Raw genomic sequence first — 24,173 nt, forward strand, 5'->3', positions numbered from 1 at the left:
GGGAGATTCACCAAGCCGTTATTTGGCGAGCCGAAAGGGCGGCGGTATGCCCGGGTCTCGGGCATTTCAGATCACGTCTTCCCATGTCAACGGCCTGGACAGAGAGGCGTGCACTGACCCAAATCCCCCAATCCCGGCACCAGAGGCGGAATCCGCCGACAGGCGAACTCTCGCACTTTCCATGGGATTCAGTTCCGCCGTACAACCATCCCCCGGGTTCGCTTGTCTGCCGCATCGACCACAGCTATGCCCGGCGAAATACATGAAAGGCATACCGATGAAAGAAACCCATAGGCGGCCGCACGGGGGCGCCCGTCGACGCGCCAGATTCCTCGGCGCGACACTGGCCCTCGCCGTGTCCGCGCCGTTGGTGAGCGTGCTGCCAACCACACCAGCAGCCGCCGACAGCCGGGACCTTGTCGCGGAGCACACCCCCGAGGAGGCCCGCGCCCTGGCCCAGGCCGCGAAGGACGGCAAGCCGGTCGAGGTACTGTCCCAACGCACCGAGAACGCGCAGGTCTTCGCCAACCCCGAGGGCGACTTCACGCAGGACACCTACGCCACCGCCCAGTGGGTTCGCAAGGGCAACAAGCTCATCGACATCGACCCCACCCTGGCCAAGAACGCCGACGGCGACTACGCGACCAGGGCCACCGAAGTCGGTGTCACCTTCTCCGGGGGCGGCAAGGGCCCGCTGGCCACGGTCCAGCGCGAGGGCCGCTCGCTGTCTCTCGCCTGGCCGGGTGTACTGCCCAAGCCCACGGTCGCCGACGACACCGTCACCTACCCCGAAGTCTTGGACGGCGTCGACCTGAAGCTCAAGGCTCACAGTGGCGGCTACAACCAGGTCCTGGTCATCAAGAACGCCAAGGCCGCCAAGAACCCGAAGCTGGCGCAGCTCGACTTCGGCCTCGACACCACGGGGCTGGAGGCCAAGGCCGACGAGCACGGCAACATCCGGGCCCTCAACCCAGCCGGTCAGGAAGTCTTTACCGCCCCGACCCCGCTGATGTGGGACAGCAGCGAACCCGACACCCCCGCCCCGGCCCGGACCCTCGCCGCCGCTCCGGCAGGCCCGCCTGCCGTCGGGGCCTCCGCACGTATGCCTCCCACCGGGGACTTCGAGCCCGGTCTGGGTGCCAAGGACGCGGCCATGGGCGTCAAGCTCGGCAAGAAGTCCCTCGCGCTCACCCCGAACAAGAAGCTCCTGACCGGCAAGGACACTCAGTACCCGGTCTACCTTGACCCGTCCGTGGAGGGTTCCCGGCACTCCTGGGCGATTGTCTACAAGAAGTACCCCAACACGTCCTACTTCAACGGGGCCGGTTTCAACGGCGGCACCAGCACCGCCCGCGCCGGGTACGAGAACGTCACCAACGGCCTGGCCCGCTCGTACTTCCGGATGAACACCAAGAACCTGCGGAACAAGGACCGGGTCATCTCCAAGTCGACTTTCCGGATCAAGAACAGCTGGTCCTGGTCGTGCAGTTCCCGCAAGATCGAGCTGTGGCACACCTCGTACCTCAAGTCCAGCCACACCTGGAACAACCAGCCCGCCAAGAAGTCCACCCTGGCCACCGTCAGCGACGCCAAGGGCTACAACAGCAGCTGCCCCGCCGGGAACCTCGCCTTCAGCACCACCAGCGCCGCCAAGCAGTCCCAGGCCGGCAGCTGGAACACCCTCACCTTCGCGCTGAAGGCCACCAGCGAGAGTGACGTCTACTCCTGGAAGAAGTTCGACGCCAAGTCCGCGGTGCTCTCCACCACCTACAACACCCGGCCCTCAGCCCCCACCAGCCTGGACACCATCCCCAGCACCAAGAACACCAAGGGCTGCGGTGATGTGGCCCCGTACGGGCTGATCGGCAACACCGACATCTACCTGACCGCCAAGGCCAAAGACGCCGACGGCGGCAAGGTCAACGTCAAGTTCCACCTGTGGCCCACCGGACACCACAACAGTGGCAACGGCATCATCGTCAACAAAACCGTCGCCGTAACCTCCGGAACCGTCGCCAAACTCAAGGTCACCAAAGCCACCCTCAGCCCCCACGTCAGCACGGCAGGCGGCAACTTCTCCTGGAAGGCCCAGGCCAACGACGGCTCCCTCTACTCCGACTGGACTCCCACCAAGGGCGCACCCGGATGCCGCTTCGTCTATGACCCCAACCGGCCCAGCACCCCGCCCGGCGTCACCTCCAGCCAGTTCCCCGACGGCAGCGACGGCTGGCCCTACAACACCAGCAGCGTCCGCACCGAAGGCACCTTCACCCTCACCAGCGGCGGCGTCGACGACGTCACCAAGTACGAGTACTGGTCGGACTGGGACAGCACCCGCCGCACCGCCACCCCGGGTTCGGCCGGAGGATCGGTATCCGTCAAGCTGACGCCGACGGTCACCGGGTCCAACCAGCTGTACGTCAAGAGCTACGACAAGGTCGGCAACTCCTCCGACACCAACGTCTACCTCTTCTACGCCAACGGCCCCAAGACCCCCGACAAGCCCGGTGACATCAACGGCGACGGTAACGCTGACCTGTGGGCCGTCGACAAGGACGGCACCCTGCGCCGCTTCTACGGAGCAGGGGATGGAACCGTCGCCGAAGCCTCCACCACCGCCAGCGGATGGACCTGGAACAACGCCAAGATCACCCACCGCGGCGACTGGAACGGGAACGGCTACGAAGACCTCGTCTCCCTGCGGCCCGACGCCACCAGCGGCACCAACCGCCTGTGGATCCACCCAAATACCGGCTACGGCTTCGCCTGCTCCAACTGCAACAGCGGCCCCACCCGCCAGGAACTCACCGTCTACGACCCCAACAACAAACACTGGGAGGACGGCGCCAAGCAGATCCTCGCCATCGGCGACGTTGACGGGGGCCTCGACACCAACGGCGACGGCACCGAGGACATCCCCGGCTACCCCGACCTCGTCGTCAACGACGGCGAGTTCATCTGGCTCTACTACGGCAACCCCGACTACTCGCTCGACGCCTACCGAGAGCCCGTACTGCTGGCCGGACCCGACGACCCCATCGCGTCTGGCGGCTCCACTGTCAACGAGGTAACCCTGGCCGCTCCTGGCGACTTCAACGGTGACGGCCGCCCCGATCTGGTCGTACGTTATGACCGCCCTGACGTGGGAGGACTGCACGTTTTCTACGGCAAGGAGGACGACGCCACTGGGGCGTACGACATCAGCCTGACGGACCGTATCGGAGTCGACTACAACTGGAGCACAAGCACCGTGCCCCTGTTCACCGCCGCACCCGACGCCAACAACGACGGCAAGTTCGACCTGTGGGCCACCACCGCGGACTCCGGAAGACTTCGATTCTTCCCTGACTACACCGCAGACGGCCACAGCCCAGTGACCATCGCCTCCGAGGCGTTCACCGGGTACCAGTCCATCGGCTGAACCAACAACTCACCGCTACACGGGGGCGGGGCCGGCCTTGTGACCGGACCCGCCCCTGTGACGGACCACAGTTCAGGAACAGGAGAGCCATGGCCGGACACCGCCACCTTCGGGGGTGGGGTCCACCTGCTACACCCACGCACGTCAGTGGCCCCCGCTCCAAGAAGAGGAGCAACGGGGTGCTTCGCACGCCTCTCAGTTCTGGCGTGCGGCGCCGGTCGGCCACACGGCATCCACCGGGAGGCCTGCCTCGCGGGCCTCGAGGACGGTGTCCGCAGTGCCGCCGCCCCTGCCCGTGGGCGGCTGTCCGTCCCAGACCGCGATGAGCCGGTCGGCTCGCTTGAGGAGGGTCCGATTGGCGTCCTCGTAGGCATGCCGACTGGCTGTGTCGTGGGCGAGCACCAGCACCTCGTCGGCGGCCGCCGTGAGCCGGTCGAACGTCTCGGCGTGATCGGGTTCGACCTTGGCCTGCCGATAGTCCGGCGAGGGAATCACCGCCACCATGTGTCCGCCGAGGTCCAGGACGATTTTGGCGAGGCGGGCGTGCTGTCCGCCCGTGACGTGCCCGGCCAGTGCGCCTTCGCCGGGGCCGTCGAAGCACGCCGCCGCCTGGGCTGCACGGCAGGGGCCGGGCTGGTGAGCGCGGTCGCGCACGCGCGGCGTCTCGCCCGTTCGGTGGACGCTCTGTGTGACCACTACGAGGAGTTGGCAGCGCGGGGAGCGGCCGTGACGGTGTCGCACCGCGGACCGTACGAGTACGGGGCCGCACCGGGGCTGTCCTCCCAGTGCGGCCCCGCGTTGAGGGGGCGGTGGTCAGCCGCCCAGTTCCTGGTGGCGGGCCGTCAGCTTGGCGGTGCCGGACTCCGTCAGGGAGCCGAACAGGCGCAGGCGGGAGATGCCGCCGTCCGGGAAGATGTCGATGCGGACGTGGGTGCCGATCGCGGGGGTGTCCAGGACGAAGCGGTGGTTGGTGTCGGGCTGGAGGCGGGTGCGGGGCAGGACCTCGGTCCAGTCGCCGTCGTCGCCGTCCTTGACCGAGAGGGACGCCCAGCCAGCGGAGTTGCCCTTGAGGTAGGCGGTGTCGATCTCGATGGCGCGGAACGCGGACTGCTGCACCAGCTGGTAGCGGATCCAGTCGTTGCCCTTGTCACGGCGGCGGCGGGTCTCCCAGCCGTCGTCCATCTTGCGGGAGCGGCCCGGCTGGATGGTGTTGGTGGCGGGCGAGTAGAAACGGTCGGACGCGTCCTCGACCTGGCCGCCGTTCTCCAGAGCCACCACGTCGAAGGTGCCGAGCGCGGTGAGCCACTTCGGGTCGGGGGCGACCTCGCCGTAGACGCGCAGGCGGGCGATGCCGCCGTCGGGGTGCTGGTTGACGCGGAGGTGGGTGAAGCGCTGCTCCACGTCGACCGCGAAGCCGTTGGCCGCGTGGCCGCCGACCGGCGTACGGGGCACCAGGGTCGTCCACTTCACGTCGTCGCCGAGGAGTTCGGCGGGGGACGGCGAGCCGGGCAGCGAGGTGCCTTCGACCGACACGGCCTGCGGGTAGTTGCCGCGGAAGTGGGCGGTGTCGATGACGATGCCACGGACCACGCCGGGGGCGCCGAGGCGCACGAGGGCCCAGTCGTGGTCGTCGTCGGTGGGGTGCGGCTGCTCGGCCGAGACGCCACGGCGGCGGCGGGTCTCCCAGCCGTCCATGATCTTGCCCTTGTGGCCGAAGTGCTCGGGGTCGAACTCGCCGGGCTCAGGCTTGAGGAGGTTCTCGCGCTCGGCGAAGAACTCGTCGTTGGCGGCGATGACTCCCGCGCCGAGCTGCCGGTCAGCCAGGTTGGCGTACTGGGTGAAGGGGAACTCGGCGGTGCGGTAGTCGGCGTACGGCTCGCCGCCGCCGTAGGGGCTCGCGTCGCCGGTGAAGCTCTGGATCGCCGTCACGGTGTTAGTTCTTCCTTTCGAGGAGGCGGCCGGTGGGCTCGGTGAACCCGCCGTCGTGCTGGATGCGCTGGCCGCGCAGCCAGGTGGACTTCACTACGCCGTGCAGGGTCTTGCCCGCGTAGGCCGTGACGCGGTTGCGGTGCTGCAGCTCGGCGGGGTCCACGGTGAAGGTCGCGTCGGGGGCCAGGACCGCGAAGTCGGCGTCGCGGCCCGCTTCGATGGCGCCCTTCTGGTCCAGGCCGACCAGCTGGGCGGTGCGCTCGGACATCCAGCGCACCACGTCCTCCAGGCTGTGGCCGCGCCCCCGGGCCTCGGTCCAGATCGCCGGAAGGCTGAGCTGGAGGCTGGAGATGCCGCCCCAGGCGGTGGCGAAGTCATCGGTTTTGAGGTCCGCGGTGGACGGTGAGTGGTCGGTGACCACACAGTCGATGGTGCCGTCGGCCAGCGCCTCCCACAGCAGGTCCTGGTTGCCCGCCTCCCGGATCGGCGGGCAGCACTTGAACTCGCTGGCGCCGTCCGGGACCTCTTCCGCGGTGAGGGTGAGGTAGTGCGGGCAGGTCTCGACGGTCAGCTTGACGCCCTCGCGCTTGGCGGCGGCGATCAGCGGCAGCGCGTCGGACGAGGACAGGTGGAGCACATGCACCCGGGCACCGAGCCGCTTGGCGACGGCGATCAGGCCCTCGATCGCGGTGTCCTCGGAGATACGTGGCCGGGTGGCCAGGTAGTCCGTGTACTTGGGGCCGCGCTTCTGGGGGGCGGCGGCCAGCTGGTGCGGGTCCTCGGCGTGCACGATCAGCAGTCCACCGAACCCGGCGATCTCCCCCATCGACGTGGTGAGCTGGTCGCGGTTCAGTTCGGGGAACTCATCCACGCCGGACGGCGACAGGAAGCACTTGAAGCCGTAGACACCCGCGTCGTGCAACGGCTTGAGGTCCTGGACGTTGTCCGGGAGCGCGCCGCCCCAGAAGCCGATGTCGATATGCGCCTTGGAGCGGGCGACCTCCTGCTTGGTACGGAGGTTGTCGACGGTCGTCGTCGGCGGCAGGGAATTGAGGGGCATGTCGACGAGCGTGGTGATGCCCCCGGCGGCGGCCGCGCGGGTCGCCGTCCAGAAGCCTTCCCACTCGGTGCGGCCCGGGTCGTTCACATGGACGTGGGTGTCGACGAGTCCGGGGAGCAGGGCGTCGTCCCCGAAGTCCTCCAGCCGGGCGCCGACCGGCACCTCGGCCTCGTACGGCAGCACGGCCGCGATCTTCCCTCCGGCGACGGCGACCGATGCGGCGCGCGTCCCCTCGGGGGTGATGACGCGCGTCGAGCGCAGTACCAGTTCTACGTCGGACACCCCAGCCCCTCTCTTGTCTTCCATCGTCTTCCATAGAGCGGAATTCAACGTTCTGTTGAAAGAGTCTTCACCTCGGACCGGAGTCCGTCAAGACCCTTCCACCGCCGCCAGGCCCGCCGCGCGACGCCACGCACGCCCGTTTAGGCGTTTCCACAAAGTGGAAACCTGCTTTCACATCATAGAATGTAGCTATCCACAGCGGGGCGCCCGAGCCGGGTGGGTACGTGCGTGCCGACAGCCGGACAAACAGGCGCTGACCGGCGAACACCCCCTCCCCCGAGGCACTCCGCCGGGCAGAACCGACGGGTAGGCTGCTCACTTGCCCACCCGCACCGAAAGGACCGCGCCGTGACGTCCAGCGCCAGCGACGCCTCCACCGAGGCCGCCGCTTCCAAGCCCGCCGCCAGCGGTGGAGTGCAGTCCCTTGAGCGGGCCTTCGACCTGCTCGAGCGCATGGCTGACATGGGGGGCGAGGTCGGCCTGAGCGAGCTCTCGGCCAGCAGCGGTCTGCCACTGCCGACCATCCACCGCCTGATGCGTACGCTCGTGGCCTGCGGATACGTCCGCCAGCAGCCCAACCGCCGCTACTCGCTCGGCCCCCGGCTGATCCGCCTCGGCGAGTCCGCGTCCCGCCTGCTCGGCACCTGGGCGCGCCCGTATCTGGAGCGGCTGGTCGAGGAGACCGGCGAGACCGCGAACATGGCCCTGCTCGACGGCGACGAGATCGTGTACGTGGCGCAGGTGCCGTCCAAGCACTCGATGCGGATGTTCACCGAGGTCGGGCGGCGGGTTCTGCCGCACTCCACCGGTGTGGGCAAGGCGCTGCTCGCGCACACCCCGCCGGACGAGGTACGGGCGCTGCTGGCCCGTACCGGCATGCCCGCCGCGACCGAGAAGACGATCACCACCCCTGAGGGCTTCCTGGAAGCGCTGGAGGCGGTCCGCGAGGCCGGTTACGCGGTGGACGACAACGAGCAGGAGATCGGGGTGCGCTGCCTGGCCGTCTCCATCCCCAACTCCCCCACGGCGGCCGCCGTGTCGATCTCGGGTCCGGCCGGGCGGGTGACGGACGCGGCCACGGACAAGATCGTCCCGGTGCTCCAGGAGGTCGCCGAGGAACTGTCGGTCGTGCTGTCGAGCACGGGGGCGGCGAACGGCTCCTGAGCCGTACAGCACGGGCCTGAGCCGTACGGCACGGGCCTGAGCCGTACGGCACGGGCCTGAGCCGCAGGCGCTACGGCACGGTCAGGCGGGCGCTTGGGTATCCAGGCGCCCGTCAGCCATCGCCCTGACCTGGTCCGCCTCCGCGAGGTGGGCGCGGTCGTGGGTGACCAAGACCGTCGCGGTGCCGCGCTCGCGGGTGAGGCGTACCAGCAGGTCCAGGATCGCGGCGCCGCGCTCGTGGTCCAGCGCGCTGGTGGGCTCGTCGACGAGCAGTACGGCGGGCTCGTTCATCAGAGCCCGGGCGATGTTGACGCGCTGCCGCTGGCCGCCGGAGAGCTGGTGCGGGCGCCGGTCCACCTTGTCGTCCAGGCCCACCGCGTGCAGCAGCTCACGGGCGCGGGCCCGGACCTGGCGGGGTTTGCGGCCGTCCAGGTGGGCCATCACCTGGAGCTGTTCCGTCGAGGTCAGCGCGGGCAGCAGGTTGGGCTGCTGGAAGACGATGCCGACACGTACGCGGCGTAGCGCCGACTTCTGGGCGGGGCTCAGCTCTCTGGTCGGGGTGCCGTCCACGACGACCCGGCCGCGGTCCGGGGTCACCAGGGTCGCGGCCACCGCCAGCAGGCTGGACTTGCCGGACCCCGAGGGGCCGACGATCGCGGTCATGGTGCCCGCCGGAACCTCCAGGCTGACGTCGTCGAGCGCGGTGAGGCGGCTGTCGCCGTCCGGGTAGGTGAGGGTGACGGCGTCGAGCAGCAGAGTCATCGGGCGCTTCCCAGAGCGGTGAGGGGGTCGACGGCGGTGATCCGGCGGATGGACAGGGCCGCGCCCAGCGCACCGAGGGCGATCATGACGAGGGCCGGTACGAGGACCGTCGGCGCGTCGAGGACGAACGGCACATCGCCGCCCCTGATGAACGCCCCGATCACGACCGCCAGCCCGGTCCCGGCTCCGGTGCCCACGGCGAGCATCAGCACGGCCTGGCCCAGCGCGTCCCGCAGCAGGTACGGCGTCGCGGCGCCGAGCGCCTTCAGTACGGCGATGTCGGCACTGCGCTGGATCGTCCACACGGTGAAGAAGGCCCCTATCACCAGCGCGGAGATGACGAACAGGAATCCGCGCATCAGCTGGAGCGAGCCGTTCTCGGCCTGGTAGGAGCCGATCGCGGTCAGCGCGCCGTCCACCGTCCGGGTCTCGGTGCCCGCGGCCTCGTCGCCCGCGCTGATGTCGGCGCCCTGGGTGGTCAGCGCGATGACGGTGGCCTGCTCATCGGCGCTGGTACCTCTGTGGCCGATGCGCTGCCAGTCGTCGAGCGAGACCCAGACCACGGGAGTGTGGCTGAACGAGTCCTCGCCCGCGACCGCCTCGACGCGCAATTCCAGCGTGCCGACGCGCAGCGCGCCACCGGGCTCGACGGCCAACTCCTTGGCGGCCTTCTCGGAGAGGACGGCCCGCCCGGGCGCAACGTGACCGGGGGCGATCCCCGCGTCGGGCTCGACCCCGAAGGCCGAGACACCGGCGGTACGGTCACCCGCGGCGGCGTTCAGCGTACGGATGCCGATCGGCTCGGCCCGCGTGACGCCCGGCTGCCGCGCCCAGGTGTCCCAGGCGCGCTCCGGCACCCGGGAGTTGGTGAAGGAGACCGACTGGCCATCCGGTGGCGCCGCGAAGGCGAGCCGGTCGGCGGGCAGACCGGTGATCGCCGAGATGTTCTCCCGGGCGAGGCCCGCCGTCAGCCCGGACAGCAGCCCGACCAGGAGCGTGATGAGCACGACGACCGCGCCCATCAGCGCGAAGCGCCCCTTGGCGAATCTGAGATCTCTCCATGCGACGAACATGCCCCCACCTTGGTGGGGGCACCACCCTCGCGTCATCGCGCCACAGCACGGACCGGGCGCGTCGATTGGCGCACGGCGTAATCAAACTTTCGATTGACCGGGCGGACGGCGCCGCTGTCAGTGCGCCCGCCTACGCTGGACGAGCCATGGAGAACCGTTCGCTGGTCCCCGTTCTGCGCGCCCTGTGCGGCTGTCTGCATCTGCTGATGGCCGCACTGCTCGCGCTCGCCGCCGTGCGCGCGGTGACGTCTGGGGCACCGGGCGCGGCGTGGGTGGTCGCTGCGTGCGCCGCGCTGGGCGTCGGGTACGCGGTGGGCCCACTGCTGGTGGCCGCACGCCGCTCGCGGGCGGCGTCGCTGCGGTGGCTCGCGGTGCTCTGCGCGCTGTGGGCGGTGCTGCTGGTGCTGACCTCCGACGCGTTGTGGACCGCCTTCCCGCTGTTCTTCGTGCAGTTGCATCTGCTGCCGCTGCGCTGGGGGGTGCCGCTGGTGGGGGTGACCACGGCGGCGGCTACGGCCGGGTTCGCCGCGCATGGCGGGGCGGTCACGCCCGGCGCGGTCGTCGGGCCGCTGCTTGGGGCGGCCGTCGCGGTGGGGACCGTACTGGGATACCGGGCGCTCTACCGGGAGAACGAACGGCGCCGCGAGCTCATAGAAGAGCTGCTCGCCACGCGCTCGGAGCTGGCGAGGGCCGAGCGGGCGGCGGGCACGCTGGCTGAGCGTGAGCGTCTCGCGCGCGAGATCCACGACACGCTGGCGCAGGGTCTGTCCAGCATCCAGCTGCTGCTGCGGGCCGCCGAGCGCACCCTGCCGGAGGACGCGGCGGCGCTTGGACATGTCCGCGAGGCCCGGCGCGCGGCGCAGGACAACCTCGCCGAGGCGCGCCGGTTCGTCCGCGAGCTCTCGCCGCCCGACCTGGAGCACGGCTCGCTGACGGCGGCGCTGGAGCGCCTGTGCGCCTCGGCTACCGGCCCCGCCGTGCAGTTCGGTGTGAGCGGGACACCGGTCGCCCTGCCGACGCCGTACGAGGTGGCTCTGCTGCGGGTCGCGCAGTCCGCGCTGGCGAACGCGGTGCGGCATGCGGGGGCGGGGCGCGTCGAGATCACGCTGAGCTTCATGGACACCTCGGTGGCCCTGGACGTGGTGGACGACGGGGCGGGGTTCGTCCCGGATTCGGTGGCGGCGCGGCGCTCGGGCGAAAGCGGCTTCGGGCTGCCCGCGATGCGCGCCCGAGCCCAGGCTCTCGGCGGCGCGCTGAGCATCGAATCGGCGCCGGGCCAGGGCACCGCGGTGGCGATCACCCTGCCGCATCCGGCGGCGGTCCGCCCTACGCCCGCACCCCGGACCGGGCGCCCCGGAGCCAAGGCTCCCGTCCCGGCCGGGGTGGACGCCTTGGCTCCGGCGATACCTGCCGCACCCACCGCGGGGGCCGCCCGCGCCGCCCAGGCCTCCATCGCGGGAGCTCCTCGCGACCGTGTACCTGGTGGCGAGATACCCGGCGGCGAAGTACCCGGTGGCGAAGTACCTGGTGGCGAAGTACCTGGTGGCGAAGTACCTGGTGGCGAAGGCGCCGACAGGGCTGGTGGCACGGCCCTTGTGGGCCAGGGCCCGGAGCCGGGGGGACGGCGCACGGCAGGGGAGCCGTCATGACGGGCGATGTCCCGCCGATCCGGCTGCTGCTAGCCGACGACCACCCCGTCGTACGAGCCGGGCTGCGGGCGGTGCTGGACACCGAGGCCGACTTCCGGGTCGTCGCCGAGGCGGAAAGCGCCGAGCGGGCCGTGGAGCTCGCGGCAGCCGAGCCGGTCGACGTGGTGCTGATGGACCTGCAGTTCGGCGCGGGCCGGATGCACGGCGCCGAGGCCACCGCCGCGATCTCCGCGCGCGACGGCGCACCCCGCGTCCTGGTGCTGACCACGTACGACACGGACGCCGACATCCTCGCCGCCGTCGAAGCGGGCGCCAGCGGCTACCTCCTCAAGGACGCCCCGCCCGAGGAACTCGCGGCGGCCGTGCGCACGGCCGCCGCCGGGCAGTCCGCGCTCGCCCCGGCCGTCGCACATCGCCTGATGGACCGTATGCGCGCACCCGGCGAGGCCCTCAGCCGCCGTGAGCTGGAGGTGCTGGGACTCGTGGCGGACGGCCTGTCGAACCTCCAGATCAGCAAGCGGCTGTTCCTGAGCCAGGCCACGGTGAAGTCCCATCTGGTGCACATCTTCGCCAAGTTGGACGTGGAGTCCCGTACGGCGGCGGTGTCGGCGGCGACGGCGCGCGGGATGCTGCGGCGCTGAGCCGCACTCGGCCCCGCGGGCTGCGTGCGGTATGCGGTATGCAGTGCACATGGACGATCTGAACGACAAGGCGAAGCCTCCCGTCGCGGGGCTGCTGCTGGCCGCGGGCGGCGGGCGCAGGCTCGGCGGGCGGCCGAAGGCGCTGCTGACCCATCAAGGGCGGCCCCTGGTGGAGTACGCGGTCGGGGTGCTGCGGGAGGGCGGCTGCGGGCAGGTGCATGTCGTACTCGGGGCTTCGGCCGCCCAGGTGCGCGAGCACGCCGACCTGTCCGGCTGCGTCGTCCTGGACAACCCGGACTGGGAGCAGGGCATGGGGAGCTCGCTCCGGGTGGGGCTGGCGTCCCTGGCCCGGACCACGGCCCCCGCCGCGCTCGTCAGCCTGGTGGACCAGCCCGGGATCGGCGCCGCCGCCGTGGCCCGTGTCCTCACCGCGTACGCGTCACCGTCGAGCCTCGCCACGGCCACGTACGACGGCACACGCGGGCACCCCGTGCTGTTCGGCGCGGAGCGCTGGGCGGCGATCGGGGCGAGCGCCGTGGGCGACCGGGGGGCGCGGGCCTATCTGGCGGAGCACGAGTCCGAGATCACCCGGGTCGAGTGCGCGGACATCGCCGAGCCCTACGACATCGACACACCGGACGATCTGCGGCACCTGGAGTGAAGCTGGGGCACCCTGAAGGAGGAGCCTCACGGGGGAGCCGGGCCCGGAGAGTGAAGGGCCTGGCACTCAGCGCCACGATCTGTCGACGGGGAGAATCTCGACATCAACAAACCATTGAACTTCCGCGATAAGAAATCTACTATCCACTGGTCAGAAGCGCCCAGACCGTAATTGGCGCCTGCGACCGCGTCTCGGAACGTTGAATCGCCTACGGCACCCCGTGCCGTGACGAGTGCCCCCAGGCGGCCGCGCCAGGCACCGCCCGCTGAAGGAAGTGACAGCTCATGTCCGCACCAGCGCCGTCCCCGCTGGCCATCGTCGACGCCGAGCCCCTGCCCCGGCAGGACGAGGTCCTCACCGATGCGGCGCTCGCCTTCGTGGCCGAGCTGCACCGGCTGTTCACGCCCCGGCGTGACGAGCTCCTCACCCGCCGCGCGGAGCGCCGCGCCGAGATCGCCCGCACCTCGACCCTGGACTTCCTCCCGGAGACCGCTCACATCCGCGAGGACGACACCTGGCGGGTCGCGCCCGCCCCGGCGGCCCTCAACGACCGTCGGGTGGAGATCACCGGCCCGACCGACCGCAAGATGACCATCAACGCGCTCAACTCGGGCGCCAGGGTCTGGCTCGCCGACTTCGAGGACGCCTCGGCTCCCACCTGGGAGAACGTCATCCTCGGCCAGCTCAACCTGATCAACGCCTACGAGCGTGAGATCGACTTCACGGACGCCCGCACCGGCAAGTCGTACGCCCTGAAGCCCGCCGACGAGCTCGCCACGGTCGTGATGCGGCCGCGCGGCTGGCACCTGGAGGAGCGCCACCTGCGGATCGGTGACCGCGCCGTGCCGGGTGCGCTGGTCGACTTCGGCCTGTACTTCTTCCACAACGCCAAGCGTCTGATCGAGCTCGGCAAGGGCCCGTACTTCTACCTCCCGAAGACCGAGTCGCACCTTGAGGCCCGCCTCTGGAACGACATCTTCGTCTTCGCCCAGGACTACGTCGGCATCCCGCAGGGCACCGTCCGCGCCACCGTCCTCATCGAGACCATCACAGCCGCGTACGAGATGGAGGAGATCCTCTACGAGCTGCGCGACCACGCGGCCGGTCTGAACGCGGGGCGCTGGGACTACCTGTTCTCGATCGTCAAGAACTTCCGTGACGGCGGCGCCAAGTTCGTGCTGCCGGACCGCAACGCGGTCACGATGACGGCCCCCTTCATGCGCGCGTACACCGAACTGCTGGTCCGCACCTGCCACAAGCGCGGCGCGCACGCGATCGGCGGCATGGCCGCGTTCATTCCCTCGCGGCGGGACGCCGAGGTGAACAAGGTCGCCTTCGAGAAGGTCAAGAACGACAAGGACCGGGAGGCCGCGGACGGCTTCGACGGCTCCTGGGTCGCCCACCCGGACCTGGTGCCGATCGCCATGGCCTCCTTCGACGCGGTGCTCGGCGACAAGCCGAACCAGAAGGACCGCCTGCGCGAGGACGTCTCGGTTGCGGCCGGTGACCTGATCGCCATCGACTCGCTGGACGCCAAGCCCACGTTCGACGGGCTGCGCAACGCCGTCCAGGTCGGCACCCGCTACATCGAGGCGTGGCTGCGCGGTCTTGGCGCGGTCGCCATCTTCAACCTGATGGAGGACGCGGCCACGGCCGAGATCTCGCGCTCGCAGATCTGGCAGTGGATCAACGCGGGCGTGGTCTTCGAGAACGGCAAGCTGGCCACGGCCGAGCTGGTCCGCGAGGTCGCGGCCGAGGAACTGGCCAAGATCCGCGAGGAGTTCGGCGAGGAGGCCTTCGCGGCGGGCAACTGGCAGCAGGCCCACGACCTGCTCCTCCAGGTCTCGCTCGACGCGGACTACGCGGACTTCCTGACGCTGCCCGCGTACGAGCAGCTGGTCGGCTGATCTGTCGCTTGTGCTTGCGCGACTGTGCCCCGCCGGTGGACTGGCGGGGCACAGTCGTCTCCGCACACCGTTGGTGGTGTCGTACGGTGGGGTGCTCTACGGGGTGGGGACGGCCGGACGCACAGGGGGTTGACGGACGCGGTGACGCACGCTAGCAGCAGCATGGACCGCGAACCGCGAACCGCGAACCGCGAACCGCGAACCGCGAACCGCGAACCGCGAACCGCGAACCGCGAACCGCGAACCGCGAACCGCGAACCGCGAACCGCGAACCGCGAACCGCGAACCGCGAACCGCGAACCGTGTGCCTCGGTTGAGGCGCGCGGGCTGCTGCCCAAGCTGCGCGTCCCCGCCGGGGACGACGCCGACCGCTGGCGCACCCTGCGCGGCGAGCGGTTGCTCGTCGCCGTAGCCCGCACCGTCACCTCCACCGTCCGTGTCGTCGACGTCCTGCGTCCCGTCCTGCGCGACGACTCCCGCGTAGACGTCGTCTTCGCCTACGACCCCACCTCCGCGTTCAACGACGGCGTCCACGACCTGCTCCGCTCCATCGGCGCGCGGGTCATGCCCTGGGACCAACTCCCGCAGGCCAACCCCGACCTGATCGTCACGGCCACCGAGAACGCCGACCTCATGGACGGCAGCGACGCCCCCGTCCTCGTACTGCCGCACGGCGTCGGCTTTCACAAGCACGTACCCGACTCGCGCGGCCCGCACGACCGGCTGGCCGGAGTCGTCTCGGACGCGCTGCTGCGCAGCGGTCGCGCCTGGCTCGCGATCTCGCATCCGGACCAGGCCGACCAGTTGCGCGCCACCCACCCCGCCACGGCCGGGCGTACGGTTCTGGTCGGCGATCCGTGCTTTGACGCGCTTGTCGACGGCCGGGACCTGCGCGAGCGCTACCGCGCCGCGCTCGGCGTCACGGACCAGCGCCGTCTGGTGATGCTCAGCTCCACTTGGCGCGGACGCTCGGTGATCGGCGCGGACGCGTCGCTGCCCGCTCGGCTGCTGGCCGAGCTGCCCCGGGACGAGTACACCGTCGCCCTGGTCACCCACCCCAACGTCCTTGCCGCACATGGGCGTTTCCAGCTGGAGAACGTGCTGGACTCGGCGCTCGACGGTGGCCTGTTGCGGATACCCCCGGACGCGGGCTGGCAGGCGACGCTGCTGGCTTGCGACCTACTGATCGGCGACCACGGTTCGGTGTCCTTCTACGGGGCGGCCCTGGGCACTCCCCTGCTCCTCGGCGCGTTCAGTGAGCACGAGGTGGTACCCGGCACCCCGATGCGGGAACTGGGCCAACTGGCCCCGCACTTGGACCCGTACGCACCGCTGCTCCCCCAGCTGGAGCGCGCACTCGACGGCCACGACGCGGACCAGTTCCGCAAGTTGGGCGCGGGCGCGCTCGCCGTACCCGGGCAGGCACTCGGGCTGCTGCGCGAGACGGTGTACGACCTGCTGGACCTCAGCCCTCCGACCGGTCCTGCCGCGCTACGACTGGCCCCGGTTGACCCGCGGCCGGTGCCCGGGGACCACACCAAGGCACTCGCCGCCTCGGTCGTCCTGACCCGGGTCGAAGGGGAGACGGGCCAGGAACGCGTGTCGGTACGACGGTACCCGGCCGCTGTGCGGCACCTCATCGACGGGGCGAGTGACGGAGCGAGTGACGAGGCGAACGGTTCGCCCCGCGCATTCCGCCACCTGTCCAGCCCTGACGACCTTCGCGCCCGGGAGACCGTCGAGAGCGCGTCCGTCCTCGTACGCGGCACCCCGGCCCGTACGGCAGCCGAGGCCCTCCGCTGGATCGAGGGCACGCTCGCCCGCTACCCCGGCGCCCTGCTGGCCACCGTGGCCGTCGAAGGCGGCGGCTGCCGGGTGGGGCTCGCTGACGGCCGCACGGTCGAGGTATCGGCGACGGGCCCGGTGACCGACCCGGAGGTGCTCGGCGCCGTCGTCTACGCGTGCCTGCGCGCGGGCATCGAGGTGCGGCGGAGCCCGTGGGACACCTGCCTCACGCTCGTGTTCGCGGGTCGCGAGGAGGACGTCCTGCTGCGACTGCTCCCGTAACACGAGCAGTCACGCGAGCAGCCACGCGAGCAGCCACGCGAGCAGCCACACAGGTAGCCACGGAGGTAGCCACGCGATCAGCCCAAGTCCCCTCTCAGTCCTGCTCTGTTGAGAGCATGGCGCGCACCGTGTCGGCGCGTGGGCTGCCGCCCTGCTCGTAGATCTCCAGCGCGCGCAGCAGGTGCTCGCGCCGGGCATCCGGCGCCCCGCGCTCCCCGGCGAGCTCGGCGAGCTGTTCGCGGGCCGGTGCCTCGTAGTACACGGCCCCCGTCTCGTGGAGCATCTCCACCGCCGAGGTCAGTTCCGCCACGCCTTCGTCGTCCCGCCCCAGGTTCGTCAGAGCCGTGCCCATGGCGGCCTTCGCGCGTGCGCCCATGCGGCGATCGTTGATGGCCATGAAGCGCGCGTGCGCGTCGGTGACGGTGTCCAGGGCCGTGGTGTGCTGTCCGGCGGCGTCCTGCGCGCATCCCAGGAAGTAGCGCCCGACCGCGATGCCGCGCGGGTCGCCGTGCCGGTGGTAGAGGTCGAGTGCCTCGGCGTATACGGCGACGGCGCGCTCACCGTCGTGCCGGTCCCAGTACCGTCCGTAGAACTCCCGGGCCGAGGCACGCAGCAGCAAGTCGCCGCTGTCGTCGGCACGTTCGACGGCTGTCTCCAGTTCGCCGCGGGCCCAGGTGTCGTCACCGCGGTCGAGGAGCGGCCGGGACAGCAGGCAGCGCAAGCGTGCTTCCACGGCCTGGTCGCCGCTCGCGACGGCGGCGCGGACGCCCAGCTCGCCGGATTCCACCCAGTCGGCCACGTAACGCCGGTTCAGGTACAGCGCGGTGAGTGCCTCGGCGAGGTCGGCGGCCTGCTGCCACAGTTCCATCTGGCCCGCGACCCGTACGGCGGCGAGCAGTTCGGCCCGTCGGCTGTCCAGCCACTCCAGCGCGTCGTGCCTGCCGGTGAACGGTCCTGGGCCGCGGTCCACCACACGTTCGACATATTTTCCGGCCCGCATCCGGTCGCCCATCACGGCGAGATCGGCGTACGCGGCGTACGCCAGCAGGTGGTCGACGGTACGCCGCACGGCTCCGTCCCGCTCGGCCCTGGTGTCCTCGTCCTCGGCACGCTGCCGGGCGTGCAGGCGTACGAGATCGTGGAATGTGTACCGCCCGTCCTCCTCGCTCCCCACCAGGCTGGCCCCTTCGAGGACGTCGAGGAGTTCCGCCGCGCTGTCTTCGGTGAGCTGGGCGAGTGCCGCGGCGCTCGCCGTGTCCCACCTCCGCCCCGGGTGCAGGCCGAGCAGTCGGTACAGGCGTGCCGCGTCGGGGCCGAGCCCGTCGTAGGCGACGTTGAAGACGGCGGTCACCAGTTCCTTGCCTCCGGTACGCAGGGCGCTCAGGCGGTGTTGTTCATCGGCGAGTTCGGCCGCCAGCGCGGTCAGGGTGAGTCGGCGGCTGCCGAGCAGCCGGGCGGCGGCGACGCGCAGGGCGATGGGCAGTCCCGCGCAGCAGGCCACGATCTGGGCTGCGGCCTCGGGCTCGTCGGCGACGCGGCGGGTTCCGCACAGCTCGCTGATCAGCCGTAACCCGTGTTCGGCGGAGAGCGGTTTCAGGGCGAGTAGTTGGGCTCCGTGCAGGGCGAGTTCACTCAAGCGGTCCTGGTTGGTGGTGGTGGCCACGACGACGCTCCCGGGGCCGCCCGGGAGCAGTGACCTGACCTGGGCGGGTTCGGTGACGTTGGTCAGTACCACCAACACCGGCTGATCCATCGTCCTGCTGCGGAAGAGGGCGCTCAACTCCGCGAGTGTGGGCGGGAGGTAGGGGTCGAGGACGCCGAGCGCCCGCAGACACCCGCTCACTCCCGCCGATACGTCAGCGCCGCCCTCCTGGCGGCGCAACTCGGTGAAGTCGACGTAGAAGTCGCCGCCGGGGAAGCGTTCGCGCCGCCGCTGAGCCCAGCTGTGGACGACGGCGCGCTTGCCGATGCCGGGCAGCCCGCTGAGTACCGCGAGGCCGGTGCAGTCGTCGATGGACCGCAGGGTGGAGGTCTGGTTGACGAAGGGGGCGATGACACGGGGTACCTGGCGAGGGGTTACCGCGGGTGGAGGGGGCGGGGACGGCGGGGGCGTTATGTGTACCTGCCCAATCGTCTCGGCCTGGACGACGGGCCCGCCTGCGGTTCCGCTGAACTCGTTCCGTTCGCCTTCGGTGCCCATGCCGCCCCCATCGGGTTCCCCTGTACGAGCTCGTCCACGCCCTCTCCGTACGCTACCGACTTTCCGCGGTTCGGCGGTATCGGCCCGCGGACTCGCGGGAGTTCGTCCGGCAGGTGCGGGCGGGGAGGCTGAGGGGGGCGGCGGCGGGGCAGCAGCTTGCCGAGGGAGATCTCGGCCATCACCAGGGTGCTGGCGGCGACCACGGTGGCCAGCCGCTGGAAACCATCCCGCTTGGCGGTGAGCGCCGAGGCGCCGCCGACACCCAGGGCACCGGCGAACGGCAGCCCTCCATACATGCCTCCCCCTCTCTCCCCCTCCCCCACACGTCCTCACGTCCTGTGCCAGCGCTCCTCGCGGCGCCGCGCCATGTCCCACAACGACCGTACGTACACCGCGTGCTGGAACATGTCGTAAAGCAACTCGACGGCGAGCGTGCCCGCGAGGAGTTGTCCCCGCCAGCCCGCGCCACGCGCCGTGGCGACCTTCTCGACGACGAAGACCAGCCCGACCGCAAGCCAGAACGGCGAGAACTTCGGGCGCCCCCTGGTGAGCATCCACACCGTGAACACGAGATAGAGGCTCAAGGCGATCACGGAAAGACCCATAAAGGTCTGGCGGACGAAATAGGGTGCGGTGACCCGTGTCCAGCCGTAGTCCCGGAGATTCTCCAGTGCGCCGCGCTGCCAGCGGATTCTTTGGTGCCACAACTGGGGAATGGACGTCATGACCTCGGTGACCACACCACAGCCTGGCGGCGACACGGTGCGATATCCGAGAGTGCGAACCGCCTTGGTCATTTCATCATCCTCAGTGAGCGAGGCAAGTGAATAGTACGAGTCACCGCCGCCGATACGACCGGACAGGCGAGCTCTCCTCACTTCGCGCAGTGTGGCGGCACGGAATAGCGTCGCGGTCCCGGTGAGAACGTCGGCCCGGTATTTGCGGCGTGCTATCTCACGGGCGTAGCGGTGGAATTCGAGGCGTTGGAGCGCGCCGAGGAGTCCGCCGCCACGCTCTCCGTAGAAGATGCCGCCGACGGCTCCGACCGTGGGGTGCATGGCGGCGTGCGCGCTGGCCAGGAAGGTGGGCCACAGGGCGGTGTCGGCGTCCTGGACGAGGACCAGGTCGCTGCCCCGTAGCCGGGGCAGGAGGCGTTCCAGCGCCTGGTTGAGGGCTCCTGCCTTCTTGTGCTGGTTGGCTTCGGAGGTGAGGACGGCGGCCCCGGCATCGCGGGCGACCTTGGCCGTTGCGTCGGTGCACCGGTCGGCCATGACGACAATGAGGTCGGGGGTACGGGTCTGGCGACGCAGCGCCGCGATGGCGGCGGCGATGCGTCCGGCCTCGTCGTGAGCCGGGATGAGCCCAACGACGCGGGGCCGTGGCCGCGCGTCGGTGTCCGCATCCGCATCGGCATCGGCATCGGCATCGGCATCGGCATCGGCATCGGCATCATTCATTCAGGAGCTCCTGACGCTGGCGGTTCAAGGTCCTGACACGAGGAATTCACCCCCGCCCGTGCCACCCGGCGACGTGCCGCCTTGCCGGGGATCACCCGGCAAGGCGGCACGGCCAAGGAAATCGCCAGCCGCAGGTGTACGTCAATACCCACGTGACACAACGACGGCCTCCTCGAAAAGTCGGTGCAGAGTTTCGGCCACCGAATGATCGACAAGGGCTGTCCGAATCGCACTGTAGGGACGAGGCACGAATCCGAGTAGTGTCCGATCCGCTTCGCCGCATCGACTCCGTATCGACCAAGCCAATACCCGAGAAGGCCACGGAAGGCGACGGAAGGCCGGAAGGCATGGAAGGCCATGGAAGGCTGTTGAAATCGATACGGATAATGTCCGTTGGGCGAATCCGACGCAGCACCGAAGGGGAGAGGCAGCAGCGATGACCACCAGCACGAGCGCTTCCGCGCAGGCGTCAGCGGCGCACCCGGACGGCACGATCACCACGGTCGCCGGAAACGGCAACGCCGGATGGCAGGGCGACGGCGTCGCCATCAGCACCCGGCTCAACCACGTCCGGGGCGTCGCGAGTGACGCGGAGGGCAACCTCTACATCGCCGACACCAACAACCACCGTGTCCGCAAGGTGACTCCAGACGGACGCATCACCACCATCGCAGGCGACGGCAACGCCGGATGGACGGGCGACGGTCAGGCCACCAGCAGCAGGCTGTACCACCCGTGGGGAGTGGCGGTCGACGCGGAGGGCGCGGTCTTCATCGCCGACGCCTACAACCACCGTATCCGCAAGGTGACTCCAGACGGACGCATCACCACCATCGCAGGCGACGGCAACGCCGGATGGACCGGCGACGGCCAGGCCCGCAGCGCCCGCCTCAACTACCCGTTCAGCGTGGCCCTCGACAACGCGGGGAACGTGTACGTCACGGATCGCAACAACCACCGCATCCGCAAGATCACCCGCGACGACCGGATCACCACCATCGCGGGGGACGGCAACGCCGGATGGATAGGCGACGGCCAGGCCACCAGCACCCGCCTCAACTACCCCTTCGGTGTGGCGGTGGGCGCGGAGGGAGCGGTGTACGTCGCCGACACCCACAACCACCGTATCCGCAAGATCACCTCGGACGGCTACATCACGACCATCGCGGGCTACGGTCCGGCCGGTTGGGACAATGACGGTCAGGCGACCAGCAGCAAGCTCCACACACCGACCGGCCTGACGGTCGACAGCGCGGGCATCGTCTACATCGCGGACTGGGGCAACCACCGCGTCCGCAAGGTCACCTCCGACGGGCGCATCATCACCATCGCCGGTTACGGCCCCGCGGGCTTCGAGTCGGACGGCGGCCCGGCGCAGAGCAGCAAGCTGTACTACCCGGCCGATGTGGCGCTCGACCCGCGCGGGAACCTCTTCATCGGCTGCTACGGCAACCAGCGCGTCCGTCAGGTCGACGGCGTCGCCCGCGTGGAGCCGCCGACGCCCCCGCAGGCGGATCTGTACGGCGAGGTGGTGGCCCCGTCGGCGGTGCAGCGCGGCCAGGAGTTCGACCTCGGCGCGCGGATCAAGAGCCGGGGCCCGGCGACCGTCGACGGCCAGTACGTGACGGTGGTGATGCATCTCGCGGAGGGCCTGGTCGGCGTACCCAACGGGGTGACGCAGCGCCTGTCCCGCACCTTCGCGGGTGCCCAACTGATGCCGTACGGCGGGGCATTGGATGGCGTGTTCCGGGTGATGGCGCCGCAGGGGGCGTCGGCCGGGGTGTACGAGTCGAGCCTGGAGATCCAGTACGGCGGAGACCTCAACCTCAAGAACAACACCGAGATCCTGCGGGTGAACGTCATCGTCCCGGAGCCGATCGCCGACGAGACCGCGCTGACGATCTACCAGGACTCGGTGCCCGAGGTGGCTCCGGGCCGGGAAGGCTCCCTGGACCTGCGGTTCGTGGGCCCGGCGCACCAGCCGGTTGACCCGGGGCGGCTCCGCCAGGTGTACACCGCGCCGAGCGGCTTCCTGTTCAGCGGCCAGGCTCGGTACACGTACCACAACACCCCGGCAGGGCTGGTCTCCGGTGACCTGGTCTGTGACGTGCAGGACGGCGGCCGTACGTTGATCGTGTGGGCGAACCCGCACCTGAACACGGCCGACACGGACACCGGCGACCTCGTTTACTCGCTGGGCGTCCAGGCCACGCCGGACGCCACACCGGGCATCCACTACGACGGCGCGGCCAGCATCGGCAAGCACGCCCCCGTACAGCTGCGGGCGCGGGTGACGAGCACCGCCGACCAGCGCGCCCTCGTCGCGCAGAAGAACCCCGTGGCGGCTCGGGTACGGCCGGGTGAGCAGTGGGACTACGACGCGCTGAACATGGTCATCACCAACTCCGGTCAGAGCACGCTGGGCACCCATGAGGTGGTCTTCACCGCTCCGCCCGGCATGCGCTTCATGGAGGACAAGGTCGCGCTGTCCCGCCAGCACGGCTCCCAGGAGGTCATCTGCGCGGGCGAACGCTCCGACGGCAACCGCACGTTGACCTGCCCGTCCGTCCCCTTCGACCTGGCACCTGGCAGGTGGGCCACGATGTACCCGGCACTCGAGGTCGACTCCGACGCGGCACGCGGCGTCGTACGAGGCGGCATCCAGATCGGCAGCCCGGTCTTCGCGACGGGCCACGCCACGGCCATCATCGAGTAAGCCCAGCCACAGCCCCAGCGGCCGCCGCGTTCATCGAACGGGGCGGCCGTCGCCATGGCCAGGCTGACGAGTGGACAATGAGAGGTGATCTGTCCAGTTGGCAATACGAGCACGGGAGGCGGGAGTCAGCTATGTCGATGGTCGGCCTGTTCTGGATCACTCAGGAGTCGGTGCACCTGGGAGGCCCGCCCGATTCTCTCGGCCGCGCTGTTCTGATCTCGGACATGGGCCTGGAGGCCATCGGTGAGAAGCAGCGCGGAACCTGGGCCTGGGCGGACGTTCACCAGGTCCCATTACTGGACGTCCCGGTGCGATCCGCAGTCAGACGCGGCCTCTCGACGGCGTGGACGCTCACGCAGACCGCGGCATTCGGCGGCATCGAGGAAGCCCCCGCGATGACGGTAGGCGTCGAGACGGCAGGAGACATCACCGAGTTGACCGTGTCCACCTCGGCCGCGGGAGGGTACGGGCAGGACGAGTTCGACCTGTCCCAGGCCCTGCTGGACCGGTTCGCCGAGGGCTCGGCGCGCCCGTCCAGTCTCACAAGGTGGGCACGTACACACGCGGGCGGAACCCCACCTCGAGCCGCACGCGAAGAGCTGCTCAGGCAGTGGGCCAAGGGGTAGGAGAGACGAGACGATCGCCCTCGGCTGCCTCACCGTGAGGCTGCCAGCAGTACCGGACGTCCGGCTCCCGTTCCTCGTTACGCCGTCCGTCGGTGTGCCGCACCGCGACGAACCCGTGCCGCTCGTAGAACCGTCGCGCCGGTTCGTTGACCTGGAACGTCCACAGCCCCAGCCCATCAGGCCGTTGCCGCTTGGCCAGCTCCACGAAGCGATCGCCGATACCTCGGCCGCGCCAGGAGGGCTCCAGATAGAGCTGCTCGAGCTCCGCGCCATCGAGTACGAGCAGCCCGACCGCGGAGCCCTCGGCGACGGCCATCCAGGTCTCGCACTTCGGGACGACCACATGCGTGAACCAGTCCCGCACCTCGTCGTCACCGTGCGCGCGGCGCACGGTCGGCAGCGCGGCGGTGAACGACCGCAGCCACACGTCGGCAAGATCGGCCGCGTCCGCGACACGCGCCCTTCGGTACTCAAGCTCATCACTGGTCACAGCGCGAGATGATCGCACGCTGACCGCCACTGACTCCACGGAATTTCACTGCTGACTAACGCCAACTG

15 protein-coding genes and 3 pseudogenes are annotated in these 24,173 nt (G+C 70.1%); 10 read left to right on the forward strand and 8 right to left on the reverse strand.

The window, feature by feature from the left end:
• The first annotated feature begins 277 nt into the window (after positions 1-277).
• Positions 278-3,421: an FG-GAP-like repeat-containing protein gene (locus tag GCN81_RS05430; RefSeq protein WP_156722278.1), complete on the forward strand. Its 3,144-nt coding sequence runs from the start codon at positions 278-280 to the stop codon at positions 3,419-3,421.
• 195 nt (positions 3,422-3,616) lie between these two features.
• Here the strand turns inward: GCN81_RS05430 and GCN81_RS05435 are convergent.
• Positions 3,617-3,955: pseudogene (locus tag GCN81_RS05435) on the reverse strand (hypothetical protein); the annotation flags it as partial.
• Between the two features lie 27 nt (positions 3,956-3,982).
• Here GCN81_RS05435 and GCN81_RS32205 point away from each other — a divergent pair.
• Positions 3,983-4,060: pseudogene (locus GCN81_RS32205) on the forward strand (hypothetical protein); the annotation flags it as partial.
• A 174-nt stretch (positions 4,061-4,234) separates the two neighbouring features.
• Here GCN81_RS32205 and alc read toward each other — a convergent pair.
• Positions 4,235-5,350, reverse strand: coding sequence for an allantoicase (alc, locus tag GCN81_RS05440; RefSeq protein ID WP_156722279.1), 1,116 nt, complete (start codon positions 5,348-5,350; stop codon positions 4,235-4,237).
• A 4-nt stretch (positions 5,351-5,354) separates the two neighbouring features.
• Positions 5,355-6,692 (reverse strand): allantoinase AllB, encoded by a 1,338-nt coding sequence (gene allB / locus GCN81_RS05445; RefSeq protein ID WP_156722280.1) that lies wholly within the window; start codon positions 6,690-6,692, stop codon positions 5,355-5,357.
• A 348-nt stretch (positions 6,693-7,040) separates the two neighbouring features.
• Between allB and GCN81_RS05450 the strand changes: the two genes are divergently transcribed.
• A complete protein-coding gene (locus GCN81_RS05450; RefSeq protein WP_156722281.1) occupies positions 7,041-7,856 on the forward strand; it encodes an IclR family transcriptional regulator in 816 nt (271 codons plus the stop codon).
• Positions 7,857-7,937: 81 nt separating this feature from the next.
• Here GCN81_RS05450 and GCN81_RS05455 read toward each other — a convergent pair whose 3' ends face one another.
• Complete coding sequence (locus GCN81_RS05455; RefSeq protein ID WP_156722282.1) at positions 7,938-8,618, reverse strand: ABC transporter ATP-binding protein; 681 nt, start codon at positions 8,616-8,618, stop codon at positions 7,938-7,940.
• Positions 8,615-9,691 carry an ABC transporter permease gene (locus GCN81_RS05460; protein ID WP_156722283.1) on the reverse strand — a complete coding sequence of 359 codons (1,077 nt, stop codon included), beginning with the start codon at positions 9,689-9,691 and terminating at the stop codon, positions 8,615-8,617. The genes GCN81_RS05455 and GCN81_RS05460 overlap by 4 nt, the downstream gene beginning before the upstream one ends.
• A gap of 146 nt (positions 9,692-9,837) precedes the next feature.
• Here GCN81_RS05460 and GCN81_RS05465 point away from each other — a divergent pair.
• From GCN81_RS05465 to GCN81_RS05485, 5 genes and pseudogenes are all read left to right on the forward strand, one after another.
• Positions 9,838-11,052, forward strand: a pseudogene (locus GCN81_RS05465) (sensor histidine kinase); the annotation flags it as partial.
• A gap of 284 nt (positions 11,053-11,336) precedes the next feature.
• Positions 11,337-11,981, forward strand: a complete 645-nt coding sequence (locus tag GCN81_RS05470; protein WP_156722284.1) for a response regulator — start codon at positions 11,337-11,339, stop codon at positions 11,979-11,981.
• A gap of 49 nt (positions 11,982-12,030) precedes the next feature.
• On the forward strand, positions 12,031-12,642 hold the full coding sequence (locus tag GCN81_RS05475; protein WP_156722285.1) for a nucleotidyltransferase family protein: 612 nt from the start codon (positions 12,031-12,033) through the stop codon (positions 12,640-12,642).
• 284 nt (positions 12,643-12,926) lie between these two features.
• Positions 12,927-14,549 carry a malate synthase A gene (gene aceB / locus GCN81_RS05480; RefSeq protein ID WP_156722286.1) on the forward strand — a complete coding sequence of 541 codons (1,623 nt, stop codon included), beginning with the start codon at positions 12,927-12,929 and terminating at the stop codon, positions 14,547-14,549.
• A 162-nt stretch (positions 14,550-14,711) separates the two neighbouring features.
• On the forward strand, positions 14,712-16,616 hold the full coding sequence (locus GCN81_RS05485; protein WP_156722287.1) for a CDP-glycerol glycerophosphotransferase family protein: 1,905 nt from the start codon (positions 14,712-14,714) through the stop codon (positions 16,614-16,616).
• Positions 16,617-16,710: 94 nt separating this feature from the next.
• Here GCN81_RS05485 and GCN81_RS05490 read toward each other — a convergent pair whose 3' ends face one another.
• Complete coding sequence (locus GCN81_RS05490; RefSeq protein ID WP_231626380.1) at positions 16,711-18,816, reverse strand: hypothetical protein; 2,106 nt, start codon at positions 18,814-18,816, stop codon at positions 16,711-16,713.
• A gap of 329 nt (positions 18,817-19,145) precedes the next feature.
• Positions 19,146-20,273 carry a glycosyltransferase family 2 protein gene (locus GCN81_RS05495; RefSeq protein WP_156722288.1) on the reverse strand — a complete coding sequence of 376 codons (1,128 nt, stop codon included), beginning with the start codon at positions 20,271-20,273 and terminating at the stop codon, positions 19,146-19,148.
• Positions 20,274-20,709: 436 nt separating this feature from the next.
• On the opposite strand from GCN81_RS05495, the gene GCN81_RS05500 reads away from it, so the two are divergent.
• Both GCN81_RS05500 and GCN81_RS05505 read left to right on the forward strand, forming a co-directional pair.
• Positions 20,710-22,989, forward strand: a complete 2,280-nt coding sequence (locus GCN81_RS05500; RefSeq protein ID WP_156722289.1) for an NHL repeat-containing protein — start codon at positions 20,710-20,712, stop codon at positions 22,987-22,989.
• Positions 22,990-23,120: 131 nt separating this feature from the next.
• Positions 23,121-23,615 (forward strand): hypothetical protein, encoded by a 495-nt coding sequence (locus GCN81_RS05505; RefSeq protein ID WP_156722290.1) that lies wholly within the window; start codon positions 23,121-23,123, stop codon positions 23,613-23,615.
• Here GCN81_RS05505 and GCN81_RS05510 read toward each other — a convergent pair.
• Positions 23,593-24,105: a GNAT family N-acetyltransferase gene (locus GCN81_RS05510; RefSeq protein WP_156722291.1), complete on the reverse strand. Its 513-nt coding sequence runs from the start codon at positions 24,103-24,105 to the stop codon at positions 23,593-23,595. The genes GCN81_RS05505 and GCN81_RS05510 overlap by 23 nt on opposite strands.
• Positions 24,106-24,173 lie beyond the last annotated feature (68 nt).

The organism is Streptomyces apocyni, assembly GCF_009739465.1.
Taxonomy (GTDB): Bacteria; Actinomycetota; Actinomycetes; order Streptomycetales; family Streptomycetaceae; genus Streptomyces; species Streptomyces apocyni.